Genomic DNA, 13,488 nt, shown 5'->3' with positions numbered 1-13,488 from the left:
AATCCCTTACCGAAACAAACAATCAAAAATAGAACGAAGCGGTCTGCTAAGAGACCGCTTCGTTCTATTCCTTCGTTGTATTCTTTTGTAGCGGCATAAAGGACTGACGGATGACCGGACAACCATAACAATCCGCGCCATCAAAGGTTTCCTGTTCCGCGAAGTGTTCGCGAAGATGCTTCTTGCAGGCCGGCGATACCACCTCTTCCTGTATTTCCTCCTGCGTTTTGGGTTCCTCTTTCCCAAACTGCAGCATCCAGGCCTCCCATTTTTCGTAGAGGCGCAGCAGTTGACGATGCTGTAATTCATAACCCTCGCCATCGCCGCCCTGCGCGAGTCTCGCATTGCGAAGCACGCTGCAGCGGGAACACTCATACGTAGTAACCCCGCCATTTTTCGCATGCTGTACGCAGGATTTTGGCAAAGACCAGGCATAATACCCAATCTTTTCGGCCATGCGCATGATTGCCGCATGTTCCTTTGCCAGCCTCTCCCGTTCACGTGGAATATACTGCCGAACGGTTGCCTCCATATTTTCCCGAGTAGGACGGACGGGGAAGGGAATTAGCTTTCCCCCTTCTTCTTCTGATTCCAACGCATTGACCTTGTGTACCATGCCGAGAATCATCAATGTGCGCTGTTGACGCATAAGATCCAGGAACTCCTTACTGTGTTTGATTCCCCTTGGGTCTTTATCTTCCTCCATGGCCTTGTGCAGCTCAATTGCTGTCAGCAGCATTTTTTTATGCTGCTCCATCATCTCTTCGAACAAATCCCGCATACGTTCCCGCCGCTTTCGCCACTCTTTATCCTTCGCCATAGTCACCCCTCGCTTTTAGCTTTTGCCGCCCGCATTTCCCCCATCATCTCTAGGTATGAATTCGTCACGAAAAGACAAAATCCTTTTTGCTTGCCAAGGAGAAGGCAACTATACCGATTCCTCATCAACTTTCGGGAGTTTTGTTTTGCATAGTTTTCTCAGTAGTTTCCGGAGCTACCTTGCGCCCTTCACTTTTCAGATACTTCGATATGGTCATAGCCGAGAAGTTATTGCCGATGTTGGCTGTCACATAAGTAAGGATACGTTCTAGCATATCCACATCCCGAATCTGTTTGCGGCGGATAATGTCTTTCAGCTCAACAGCATGGAATAAATCCCGAAGGTACTGCTTGACAGGTTGCTCCTGGTATTGAAGGTTCCAAAGGTATGGCATCCCTCCATAGAAGCACATACTGCTGAAAAAGTTCTGCTACGGAACGGTCAGGCTGTGTCTCTCGATTCAAGTCCATAAATTCATATATTTTATCAGTTATATCTGATAAAAACAATATACCATATAAAATCATCAAGTATATCTGATAATTTCCCCAAAGCATCCCCCTACATATCTTACATACCAAAATAAAAACGAGGAACACGACAAAATATCTCGCGTTCCCCGTTTGCGTTAACGTTTCATATTAATCATTGTTTCAAGCATCTCATCACTGACCGTGATAATCTTGGAATTGGACTGGAAGCCACGCTGGGTGACAATCATATCCGAGAACTCGTTGGCAATATCGACGTTGGACATCTCAAGAGCCGACGGCGTAATCGTTACACCCAAATCGGTTGCCGTTTTCACATTTGCCGTACCAGAGTTGTTTGATTCTTGATAGAGACTCGTTCCCGTTTTTGTAAGACCAGCAGCATTGGTAAACTGCGCTATTGCTACCTGTGCCTCAGCTTGTTTAACACCATTCGTATAGGTTCCCGTGATGATTCCCGAGCTATCCACCGATACACTACTAAGAGTACCCGCCGCATGTCCATCGGCACTTGCATTTATCGTACTATTTCCTGCAAACTGAGTAATTGCCGCCAAGTTTAATGCCACTTTGCTTTCTGCTGCACCATTCGTATAGTTCAACGTAAGATTTCCACTTCCAGAAATATATTTACCATCAGAAGAAAACTTCAAGTCTTTAGAACTTAAGTTTACCGTTGTAGTTGTTCCATCACTTTCCGTTATAGTACAGCTATCCGAACCACCTTTTAGCGATAAAGCCCATTCATTATCACCAGTTTTCGTAAATAAAACTGGTACATTATGCGATGACCCCAGACTATCATAAACAGTCACGGTAGTTGTAACGGAAGGATAAAACGTTCCACCAGAAGAATACTTCGAATTCACTAAACCAGCAAGCGATGTTCCATCAGCTGTATTAATCGTTACCGACTTAACCCCCGGAGCATTCGTTATTGCCTCTGGTGTTCTTGTTATTGTATAATCTTTTCCTAACTCAGCATCAACATCACCATAAGCCGCTGAAATCGTCACTACATTTCCTGTCTCAGAATCTTTCACTGTTGCCCCTGTTGTAGCCTTTCCACCTGTTACCTTAAGACTTAATGAAAAAGAATCTCCCACAGCGAATTTTCCATATGGATCTGGCACAACTACACTGGATATCCCATCTGAATTATCACTAAAAGTAAGTTTTATATTATTATTATCATTCGCTAAATGTTCTACTCCACTTATTGTTTTATTAACATTATATGTACCACCAATCGAATAAGTACCACTACTTATAGCACTACTTGGAATGGTAACAGAACCGCTTGTACGATTATCATTTATAGCAACATATTGTCCTGGAGTATTTACATCAAGAGTTACTTGCCCTGTACCATTAGCGGTTATAGAATCTATTGCAGAATCTCTACAACAGATAGAAAATGTCGCAGTACTTCCTACATTATAAGCTGGATTAATCGGAACTAAAAATTTGCCGTCAGGACAATTCAACCATAAATCCCCTGTATAACTCTGGGGATTGTAAGACGAAACCGTCTCTGTCGTCCCATCTGTTTTCGTTACCAAGATACTGCTGATTTCATATCCTGCCGTAGCGGCATTCAAATTATTTGTATATGTAGCTATACTCGTTGCTTTTGATTCCATGGATTTCCCTGCGGAAATGCTTATATCGCCAACAGCACCAGTTGTATTGAGCACACCATCTTGAGACATCCATCCCTGCACTTTGAGACCACTGCCCGGCAATACATAGTTTCCCTCTGCATCGAACTCAAAGGCACCATCGCGGGTGTAGAAGGTCTCACTGCCTTTTTTCACGACGAACAGGCCGTTGCCCGACAGGCAGAGATCGGTATTCTTGCCCGTTGCCTGTACGGACCCGTCGGTAAAAATCGTATCAATGCTGGCAACGCCTACGCCCAAACCGATCTGTTTCGGGTTGGTACCACCCAGATTGCCCGATGGTGCCGCTGCACCGGCCTGCGTCTGAAGCAATGTGTCAGCAAAGGTCACGCGGCTGGATTTGAATCCTGTTGTATTGACATTGGCAATGTTGTTGCCTACTACATCCATTCTCGTCTGATGTCCTTTGAGTCCTGAAACACCGGAATATAACGAACGCATCATAATAAATCACTTCTCCTTTATCCCTTGTGCCTTAGAGTATGGCGGCACTGTCTATATTCGTGAAAATGTTTTCTTTGGCACTTTCTTCGTCTACTGCGGTAATGACGGTGCGATTCTTCACGCTGACAACCAGCGCGGTCTGTTTCATCCATATCAGCGCGTCGCGGGAACCTTTTTCCGCCATGCGCTCCACCGCATCATTCAGGCGATTCATATCGCTGTCACTTAGTTCCACGCCACGCATTTCGATGCGTTTGGCCGCATGATGCGAAAATTTAACGCCATGTTCCGCCGCATGCAGTTCACGGTCAAATGCCTTTTCGTCTGGTCTTGGCGACTTTCCCTGTCTCCTGCCGATTCCTGCCATTCCCTGCTCGGCCTTAGCTGGTACTTTGCTGATTTCTTTCATATCTGCCTCAACCTTCATCTGGATTTTTAAAACCTATACTTTTTGGAATGACAAATTTTTATTTAAGAAAAACAACATTTTCACCGATAGATATAGTAGATTAATAAAGAAAAAGGCCTATTCAGAAAAGTATACCTTTCTGAATAGGCTCAAGGCGCGAGCGTTTACCGTTCGCGCTTTTTTCGTTGCTGACATTTGTTGTAAAAAGTCGATACAGGCATATTGATTTGTCTTGCGGCCTGATTCATTGACATCCGCCCTTCCCGCCACGCAGCATAGGCCTGCAAAAATCCCGGAGGCAGCGGCTTGCAGGGGCGTCCGAAGCGTACCCCGCGCTTGCGAGCCTCGGCAATGCCTTCGGCCTGCCGCTTGCGAATGTTGCGCCGCTCATTCTCCGCGACAAAGGATAACACCTGCAAAATTACATCACTGACGAAAGTTCCGAGCAAGTCACGCCCCTTTCGCGTATCTAACAGCGGCATATCCAGAACGATAATATCTGCTCCCTTGATTTTCGTGATTTGACGCCATTGTTCCAATACCTCTTGATAATTTCGCCCAAGCCTGTCAATCGAATGGATACATAGGATTGTTTCCGAATCGATGCGCCGCATAAGTTTTTGATACTGGGGCCGGGAAAAATCCTTGCCGGAAAGTTTATCCATATAAATATTTTTCGGTTTTATCCCCATGCGTTCCATTGCCGCCAATTGGCGGTCTAGATTCTGCTCCCTGGTGCTCACCCGCACATATCCTAATAACTGCTGCATAAAATTCCTCCCTAAAAAAATCGGGCTATGCCGGAAGCCGCAACTACCTGCATAGCCCATTAGGGAAAAATGTTTATCGGATAAACCATGGTTTGAGGACAATCGTCACAAAAAACACCAGCGATGACAGCACCACGATGGTTGCCCCGGCTGCCATATTGAAATAATAGGCCAGGATCAGGCCGCTGACTCCTGTGACCAGGGCCAAGCATACCGACACCGCATGATATTGTTTGACGTTATTGGTCACATTGCGGGCGGCTGCCGCTGGCAGTACCAACAGGGCGTTGATAATCAGAATGCCGACCCACTGGATGCTGATGGATACCACCACCGCCAAAATCGCCGCAAACAAACCTTCCACCCAAAACGTCTCTATCCCACGGCTGCGGGCAAAGGACGAATTAATGGATAGGACCAGCAGTTTATTATAGAGGAAAGCCCAGCCAACCAACACCAGACCAAAGACAACAACCAACGCCTGCAAATCCTCCTCGGTGATGCTTAGGACATCGCCAATCAAGAAGGAAGAGAATTTGTTAAAGCCGCCGCCACTCGTCATAATCATAAGCCCCAGCGCAATTGCCGTCGAGGAAAACACCCCGATAATCGTATCCGTCGAAGCCGTACTCTTATTTTTGATATACGTGATGCACAGCGCAAACAAGATGGAAAAGACGACCAAGGATACCAGTGGTGATACCACCCCCAGCAATACCCCCAGCGCAATTCCGGTAAAGGCGCCATGTCCCAGCGAATCCGAAAAGAAGGCCATGCGATTCGAAACCACCATGGTGCTCAAAAGGCCAAACAGCGGCGTAACTAGCAGGATAGCGAGTAATGCATGTTTCATGAACATGTGGCTAACCCATTCGAAGGGAAGCACCATATCCATGATGTCATATAGTAATTCCATCAGTCTTCCCTCCCAGTCTTTTCCGCTTGCGCATCCATTAAGGCTGCATCGCCCCCCGCGAGCATCCCGAAGATCCGGCGGGTACGCGAATCACGGAATACCTCCTGAGGCGTGCCACTCATGACGACACTCTTATTCATCAATACCACCTGGTCAGCATGCCGTGCGACCATATTGAGGTCATGCGAAATCAAGATAATCGCCATATCCTCTTTCTCACGCAGTTCTGTTAATATTTCATAAAAGAGTTCCAATCCATTCTGGTCAACGCCTGACACCGGCTCATCCAACAGCAGTAAATCCGGCATGGGATCTAGCGCCAATGCCAGCAGTACCCGCTGCAGCTCACCACCTGAGAGCGCGCCGAGGCGGCGATCGATGAGATGCTCCGCATGAACCCGTGCCAGGCTCTTTTCGACGCGCGGACGCAGACTCTTATCCGAGCAGAGCCAAACGGGACGCTTGGAAATGCACGCCATGAAGATATCCATGACGCTCGTCGGCGCACTGACATCAAACCGCAGGTATTGCGGCACATAACCAATGACCGGATGTCCCGTATGCTTTCCCTTGGCATCGACATAATGGAGTTTTCCCTCATGAGGCACTTCGCCCAAGATCGCCTTCAAAAGCGTACTCTTGCCCGCGCCATTCGGACCGATTATGGCCGTCAGCTGTCCACAATGGATATGGATATTCACATGGTCAAAGATAGTCAATCGACCAATTTTGACCGCAAAATCTTCGATCCGGGTGCAGCATAATTTCGTGCAGTCTTCACTCGAAGCTGCATGATGATGCATGATATTCTTAAACAAATTCGTTACTCCTCATAATCAATGGGTCAACTGGCGAAAGGCCCGGCTGCCGATGGCAAAGCCCAACACCGCATAAACGGCCAGCACCAGCACTGACCCCAGTGCAATCTCACTGCCGCTGCCTATCCCGCGCAGCAAATAACTCGTATGGGTAAGCGGCAAAATCTCGATAATACAGCGCAGAAAAGCCGGCAGCGCCTGGGTGGAAAAGAAAGTTCCACACAAAAACGACATGGGCAGCAGAATATAGGTGTTTACCTGGCTCATCTCCTCATAAGTCCGGATTTTCATCGCCGCAATAAAGCCGATTTCCGCAAAGATGATGCAGTTTAGGATTAGCACAAACAAAAAGAGCGGCGTAAGCGTGAAATGCGCTCCAAAGGCCAAGGCCAGTATCACAATAATAGCCGATGAAATCAAGCCGCGAAGCACTGCGGCCAGCACCTTGCCAATGACAAAGGCATCCGGCCATATCGGCGCCAGGATGTATTCTTCCAGACTCTTATGATAGATACGCTCGGCATGCACCGGCGTAATGCTGTTGAAGCTGATATTCATCGAATTGAGCGCTAGAATGCCCGGCACGAGAAAATCAAGATACGTCCCCGAATCCACCGAAATACTGCGCCCCAGCCCCCAGCCAAAAGCGACCAGATAGAGCATGGGTGCCACCATACGCGACAGGATAAATTTCGTCATCCGGCGCTTGAGTACCACCCAGTCACGCCAAAACACCGTCCAGATATCGTAAAGCATCAGATGCCCTCCCTTCGGCCCGTGAGTTCGATGAAGGCGTCCTCAAGATTCGTCGGCCGGATGAGAATGGAACCATCCCCTTCTTGCTGACCGGCAAATTCCGCTGCCGCCTGCTTTTCCGCGAAGAACTCATACTGACGCCCCTCGCTGCCATCCCACTCCACCGTATAACCGCCGAGCGTTTCACAAAAATTCTGCGGGGTATCCAGGGCTACGAGTTTTCCCTTATTCAAGATGGCCACTCGGTCACAGAGCGATTCTGCTTCTTCAATATAATGCGTCGTCAAAAAGACCGTAACCCCATCGCGGGCCATTTGGCGGATTAGCTGCCAGATGCGGCGCCGCACCTGCGGGTCAAGTGCCACCGTGGGCTCATCCATAAACAAAATCCGCGGACGATGCAAAAGTGCCCGCGCAATGAGCAGCCGGCGTTTCATGCCGCCCGACAGACGGCGCACGCCATCGTTTACCACCTCGGTAAGTTCCACATAGGACAATAGTTCGCGGATTCGCTGCTGACGCTCCGCCCGCTTTATATGATGCAGCCGTGCATGGAGCTCCAAATTTTCCCGGACCGTCAAATCCTGGTCAAAATTCACATGCTGTGGCACCACGCCAATGATGCTCTTTAGCTTCTGTGCATGCTCTACCAGCTCCATGCCCTTGTACTTTATTGAGCCACTCGTCGGCTGCGTCTGCATCGTCAGCAGGCGGATGGTTGTGGTCTTGCCGGCACCATTGGGTCCCAACAAACCAAAGATTTCCCCCGCTTTCACCGAAAGCGACAGATTGTCCACCGCCGTTTTCTCGCTATTTTTCCCCGCCTTTGTCTTATGGGGGAATTTCTTCACCAGATTTTCGATTTGAATCATGGGTTTTCTCCGTTAATATATCTACCATAGTTATTGTAGCAAACTCGTCAAGGTCTTGGACTTTCCACCCAAAATCCGCTACAATAGATTCTATCAGAATCGATAAGGAGATGTAAATATGACCGATAAACAAATCGACCTTTCCCCGATGGAAGCCCAGCGCATGACCCGCAATATTCAGGCCCTGCAAAAACGCCTCCGCGATATGCATGCCATGCGTGACGATATCAATACAGCCCTTTCCCGAGTAACCGAAGACAATCTCTCGCTGGCACTCACCCAGAAAAAAAACCTCAAAGCTCTCTCGCGCGAATACGATAAATTGAGCCAGGATGTCAAATGCCTTGATCCGTTCGATGCAGCTCAAATCTTAGAGGAAGAATATAATTACATCCTGACCATCGGCAATGTTTTGGAAACCACACGCGAACTCAAAAAGACTGCCGGCCTCAAAGATACTGACCGCGATGCAATTCTGGGCGGCCTCATCCAATTCTACCACGGTCTGCGGCAGGAACTTTCCACAGCCCAGACGACCAAAGAAAATCAGCCGCTAAACGTTACGGCAAAATAAAAGAAGCCAGCCATCTTTGAAGATGGCTGGCTTTTGTCGTTCTTGTTACAGATTCTCCAGCAGGCGAATCTCATTCTTCATGATGTATTCCCGTTTTTCCGGAAGTCGTCCATTGACCAGATACGCAAAAGCGATATCGACTGCCAGATGCCCCTGCCGGTAAGGATGCTGATAAATCGTCGCCCGCACGACACCGAATTTCATCATCTCCACCGTTGTGGGCACACTGTCGAAAGCAATGACCATCGGCCGCTTCTCCTCCGGCAGCTGCATAACAGCCCGACCGATGCCGTATACGCCGGCCGCCAGCGAACAGATTGCCGTTGTCTCTGGATGAATGCGCAGGAATTCCTTGGTCCGCTCATAGGCAAAGATCTCATCATCGTCATGCTCAATCACATCGATAGCACAGAAGTCCTTGACCCGTTTCATGCGGTGAAAGAACCCCTCCAATCGCAGCTTATGACCCAGTACCTGTCGACTTCCCAGGATAAGCCCGATTTTGGCCGAGGTTCCAATCATCGCCTCCAAAAGCGCACAGGCAGTAATTCCGCCATTATAATAATCACTGCCCACATAACAATGGCGTTTTGACCCATCCACATCATTATTTAGATTGACCACAAAGACCCCAGCATCCACCAGCTCATCAATCTTTTGGACAATCCGTTTATCATTGATAGGATTCAAAATCAACGCATTGACATCCGACTGAATGGATTCAATCAGTGCCAATTGATCTTCGGGCAGATAGCCCTTCATGGTATGGATTTCAACCTGCAGGCCGTAAATCTTATATTCTTCGGCTGCGTCCTTGATTCCCTCAATCACACGATCAAAGAAGGCATTTCCCTCCGAGGAAAGGATGATACCGATTACCGGACGGTGTTTGCGGGCTGCCAGCGCCTTGCCGGCCGGATTTGGTTCGTAGCCAAGCTGTTTGGCCATTTTACGGATATTTGCTGCTGTCTCGGCGTTTACGCGTCCACGTCCATTTAAGGCACGGTCGACAGTTCCTCGTGAGACGCCACAGAGTTCGGCAATTTTCTTCATTGTAACCATACTATTTCTTCCCTGCTATCTGCTTCTCATAATCTCTTCAGTCGTATTTTAGCAATTTTTTTATCATTCGTAAATAACGAAGAATGCGAAAACCAGTACGAGCCCTCCTCCGACGAGGACGGCTCGTACTTTTGCCAATTACTGGCTTATAACGTAAGATTTTTCCCCTTTAGTCCAATCCAGGCTCCATCCTGTTCCAGGCCACTTTCTTTATGAGCGATCAACCATTTATTCTCAGCAAAGAGCAGCCGATCTTCTGCTTCTTTTCCCACGGGTTCATGGAGCTCTTCATTCGTTCCCTTCGGCAGTACCACCCCGCAGCGGAACTCCTGGCCTTCCTTGCCACACGGCGCATAGTGAAGCGTCGTTGCATAGAGCTCGACAGCTGTGCCGGCCGGCACAAAGAACACTTCCATCTTGCTCGTGTCATAGGTATTGGTCTCATAATCAATATCCTGCTGGCGTCCCAGAATCAGATAAAGGTCGGTAGCCGCAATATCGATTTCCGAAGAACGATGATATTCGACGGCATTGAGCTTCTCATTCCAGCCGCTGCAATGACCGAACTCGATAGCCTGCTCACCATACGTCTTGTCCTTGAGTTCCTGATAGAGAGGCAGCTCCTCAAACTCACGCACCGATGGCTCATAGACCACCTCGCCTTTCTTCACTGCCGGACGAGCTTTGATTGTCTTTACAAAGCCCTCGACATCCAGCGGCAGCACACGGCCATACGGACGAAATTCTTTTTCCTTAACATTACTGATTTTCATGTTCTACACCTCGCGATTCTAGTTAACAATCATTCTTCGATTTCTTTATAGCTGAAATAATCAAAGTCAGCGGGCAGCGCCGTTCCCGTAATGTCGATGCAATTCATGCCGACAAACGCGCCGGTAAAAAAGCCACCGCCCCGCACATAGTCATCGGACAGTTTCCAGCTGTCAAGGGTGACCGGCAGATATGTAAACGCCTTGCCATCAAACGAATACGCATAGCGATAATTCCGTCCACGGACCTCCACCTTGAAATGGACGGTCTTTACGTCCTCCGGCACCGGGATTTCCTGACCAGCCAGCGGCATCGAGAAGCTGCCATTATCGGCTACGACCAAATCGATACAGCGCCCCTTGCTCTCATTCCAGGTCACATGGATGCTCGACCAATTCTCTGTGTTGTAATAACAGGTCATCCCAGCCATCTGTTGGAACGATACGGGCTGGAACTCTACGCTTGTCTGTGCATCGAACTGGAACGACTGCCAGCGGCGGGCCACATGGGCCTGCGTGAATTTCGACTGCAGGGATTCACGGCCATAGAGCCGCAGGAATCCCGGCCGAGCCGAAAGACTGCCGAGCTTTTCCGTAAACGGAATCCTGAGCGTCTGGAAGTTGATATTTAAACTTGCCGCATCAAAATCATCGACTTCTTCATAGGTGGCAGCCCATTCCTGCGCTGGAAGATTCGGAGCTTCGACCTCCAGACTGCCCTGACGGCCGCCGACTACGATGGGCCAGCCATCGCGCCATTCGATTTTCTCGAGTGCCGTCTCCCGGCCCAGCGGACAATAGGCATGCTGCTCGCGTTCGCGGCTCGGGAAACCAGCCGGCGCCGGCAGCGGACGCCCCGTCAGATGCGCCAGATACCACTGCCCATCCTGCGTTTCTACGAGCGACGCATGGCCGCATTTCTGCAACGGATTATGGATATCCGTCCAGGCCGACAGCAGGGGATAATCTGGCTGGATTTCATAAGGGCCGTGAATATCCTTGCTCCGCGCAATCGTCTCCGAATGCTGATACGTCGTACCACCTTCGGCCGTCATCAGATAATACCTGCCATTGATGTGGTAAAGATGCGGCCCTTCAGTATAGGCGATATCCGTGCCTTTATAGATGATTTCCGGCTGGCCAATGAGTTTTTCTTCCGTCACCGAATATTCCTGCAGGGCAATGCCATAAAAATTATGGTGATAAACACGCTGATCCCAATACATATTGACCAGGTATTTGCGGCCGCTCGGGTCGTGGAACAGCGACGCATCAAAGCCAGCACCATTCAAAAGCACCGGTTTTGACCACGGCCCCTTGATGTCTTCGGCCGTCGTAAGATAGTTGTGGCAGTCCTTCCACATGCCATCGACAACCTTGACATCGGTGTAAATCAGCCAGAACTTGCCATCGGCATAGCTAAGGTCTGGCGCCCAGATTCCACCCGAATCCGGATTGCCCTTCATATCGAGCATTTCCGTGGTGTCAAGGGGATGGGCGATGAGCTGCCAATGCACCAAATCTCTGGAATGATGGATCTGCACGCCCGGAAACCATTCGAACGTCGACGTGGCAATATAGTAATCATCGCCGGCCCGCACAATGCTCGGGTCTGGATTGAAACCTTTCAAGATTGGATTCTTTATCTTCATGGTAAGTGCTCCTTTTACTTACATGGTTCCCGTTGCTGGCATGCCCTCATGTTCCTGCTCGTGTTCCTGCGCATGACGGCTCTCAAGCTCTGCTACAATCTCATGATAGCGTTCATCATCCAAGCCATAGAAGCAGATGTCAATGAATGCTACTGCCAAGAACAGCAGCGGAATCAAGGTCGTCGTCAGCAAGATACCCTGCAGGGCCTCCGGCGTCTGTACCTGATTGGCCACATAGCCAAACCGCGCCAGCATGAAGCCCGGGACGATGCCGCCCAGGGCCAGACCGAACTTGAAGAAGAAGCCGATAATGGCATAAATCATACCGCTTAACCGCTTGCCCGTCTTGTACTCACCATACTCGATGGTCTCCGGAATCAGCGCCCACATAAAGCCGCCTGCAACGATGATGCCGCACGAACCGATAAAGCGCGCGATGAGCACCAGCGTGATATTGTCTGCCGGCACCAGATAGGTGACGATGCAGCCAATCATGCCCAGCGCCAGGGAAATGCGCAGCAAATTGATTTTGCCGACGAGCTTATTGAAGGTCGGCACCAGCGGCAGCAGGAAGAAAGCCGGCAAGGTACCGATAAGGCCATACCACTGGATGAGATCCGGACGGTTGCAGTTATAGGTAACAAAGTACGTGCCAATGGAATTCATAACCGCCATCATGCCGAAGAGGATGATGAAGAACAGGCTGAGGACAACGAGCGGACGATTTACCTTGAACTGTTTGAACACATCGACAAACCGCAGCTTTTCATCATTGGACGGGTCAATCTTGATGCGCTCCTTCGTCTGCGAGAAGCAGTAGAGCAGCAACAGCGCGCCAATGACACTGTAAAGTCCCATGGTCACCTGCCAGCCGAAGCGGGACTCCTCCCCCGTATAGCTGCCAGAAATCATCGTAACCAAAACCGGGATGCCAAACGAAACGATAAGGCCGCCCAGGTTGGCACAGAGCATGCGAATCGAAGTCATGCTGACGACTTCCTTGTTATCACGGGTCATCGCCGCCGTAAGCGCACCATACGGAATATTGATGGTCGTGTAAACCAAGGACAGGCCAATATAGGTTGCATACGCATAGATGACGCTCGCCCCCTGCGTGAGCTCCGGCGTGCTGAAGCAAAGAATGCCGAGCACCGCAAACGGAAACGCACCGTAGAGCAGATAAGGCCGGAACTTGCCGTACTTGAAGGTATGCTTATCCACAAACGTGCCGACAATCGGATCGACAATGGCATCCATCACGCGCACGACGAGGAACATCGTCGCAACGATTTCCGCCGGCAGGCCATAAACATTGGTATAGAAAAACAAGAGATAGGTGCAAACCGTGGTATAGATGAGATTGCAGGCCAGGTCGCCCATAGCGTAGCCCGTCTTTTCCCGCATGCTCAGCTTATAATTTTTCAAAGCTTCCATTTTTCCCTCTCTCCCTGC

Annotated in this window: 14 protein-coding genes; 1 reads left to right on the top strand and 13 read right to left on the bottom strand. The window is 49.5% G+C overall.

The annotated features are described in order from the left end of the window. Positions 1-64 precede the first annotated feature (64 nt). From T504_RS0106705 to T504_RS0106665, 9 genes are all read right to left on the bottom strand, one after another. Positions 65-820, bottom strand: coding sequence for a hypothetical protein (locus T504_RS0106705; RefSeq protein ID WP_033170298.1), 756 nt, complete (start codon positions 818-820; stop codon positions 65-67). A 124-nt stretch (positions 821-944) separates the two neighbouring features. Then, positions 945-1,214, bottom strand: a complete 270-nt coding sequence (locus tag T504_RS0106700; protein WP_033170297.1) for a hypothetical protein — start codon at positions 1,212-1,214, stop codon at positions 945-947. A 234-nt stretch (positions 1,215-1,448) separates the two neighbouring features. Beyond that, positions 1,449-3,437 (bottom strand): flagellar hook protein FlgE, encoded by a 1,989-nt coding sequence (locus tag T504_RS0106695; protein WP_033170296.1) that lies wholly within the window; start codon positions 3,435-3,437, stop codon positions 1,449-1,451. 31 nt (positions 3,438-3,468) lie between these two features. Further along, positions 3,469-3,846: a TIGR02530 family flagellar biosynthesis protein gene (locus T504_RS0106690; RefSeq protein WP_033170295.1), complete on the bottom strand. Its 378-nt coding sequence runs from the start codon at positions 3,844-3,846 to the stop codon at positions 3,469-3,471. 164 nt (positions 3,847-4,010) lie between these two features. Then, complete coding sequence (locus tag T504_RS0106685) at positions 4,011-4,616, bottom strand: recombinase family protein (RefSeq protein ID WP_033170294.1); 606 nt, start codon at positions 4,614-4,616, stop codon at positions 4,011-4,013. A gap of 73 nt (positions 4,617-4,689) precedes the next feature. Next, entirely contained in the window at positions 4,690-5,532 is an 843-nt protein-coding gene (locus T504_RS0106680) for a metal ABC transporter permease (protein WP_033170293.1), read from the bottom strand. Then, positions 5,532-6,350: a metal ABC transporter ATP-binding protein gene (locus T504_RS0106675; RefSeq protein WP_033170292.1), complete on the bottom strand. Its 819-nt coding sequence runs from the start codon at positions 6,348-6,350 to the stop codon at positions 5,532-5,534. The genes T504_RS0106680 and T504_RS0106675 overlap by 1 nt, the downstream gene beginning before the upstream one ends. Positions 6,351-6,368: 18 nt before the next feature. Then, entirely contained in the window at positions 6,369-7,106 is a 738-nt protein-coding gene (locus T504_RS0106670; protein ID WP_033170291.1) for an ABC transporter permease, read from the bottom strand. Continuing rightward, positions 7,106-7,978, bottom strand: coding sequence for an ABC transporter ATP-binding protein (locus T504_RS0106665; protein ID WP_033170290.1), 873 nt, complete (start codon positions 7,976-7,978; stop codon positions 7,106-7,108). Before T504_RS0106665 ends, T504_RS0106670 begins: the two co-directional genes overlap by 1 nt. A gap of 118 nt (positions 7,979-8,096) precedes the next feature. On the opposite strand from T504_RS0106665, the gene T504_RS0106660 reads away from it, so the two are divergent. After that, complete coding sequence (locus T504_RS0106660) at positions 8,097-8,552, top strand: hypothetical protein (RefSeq protein ID WP_033170289.1); 456 nt, start codon at positions 8,097-8,099, stop codon at positions 8,550-8,552. A gap of 45 nt (positions 8,553-8,597) precedes the next feature. Here the strand turns inward: T504_RS0106660 and T504_RS0106655 are convergent, their stop codons facing one another. The 4 genes from T504_RS0106655 to T504_RS0106640 all read right to left on the bottom strand — a co-directional run bounded on the left by T504_RS0106655 (position 8,598) and on the right by T504_RS0106640 (position 13,470). Then, positions 8,598-9,614, bottom strand: a complete 1,017-nt coding sequence (locus T504_RS0106655) for a LacI family DNA-binding transcriptional regulator (RefSeq protein ID WP_033170288.1) — start codon at positions 9,612-9,614, stop codon at positions 8,598-8,600. Positions 9,615-9,760: 146 nt separating this feature from the next. After that, positions 9,761-10,387, bottom strand: coding sequence for a DUF4867 family protein (locus T504_RS0106650; RefSeq protein ID WP_033170287.1), 627 nt, complete (start codon positions 10,385-10,387; stop codon positions 9,761-9,763). 29 nt (positions 10,388-10,416) lie between these two features. Continuing rightward, a complete protein-coding gene (locus tag T504_RS0106645; RefSeq protein WP_033170286.1) occupies positions 10,417-12,036 on the bottom strand; it encodes a glycoside hydrolase family 43 protein in 1,620 nt (539 codons plus the stop codon). 18 nt (positions 12,037-12,054) lie between these two features. Continuing rightward, positions 12,055-13,470, bottom strand: coding sequence for a glycoside-pentoside-hexuronide (GPH):cation symporter (locus tag T504_RS0106640; RefSeq protein WP_033170285.1), 1,416 nt, complete (start codon positions 13,468-13,470; stop codon positions 12,055-12,057). Positions 13,471-13,488: the final 18 nt, after the last annotated feature.

Origin of the sequence: Selenomonas sp. ND2010 (genome assembly GCF_000702005.1) — a bacterium.
Lineage (GTDB): Bacteria > Bacillota > Negativicutes > Selenomonadales > Selenomonadaceae > Selenomonas_A.
This window is presented reverse-complemented; position numbering and strand designations above follow the sequence as displayed.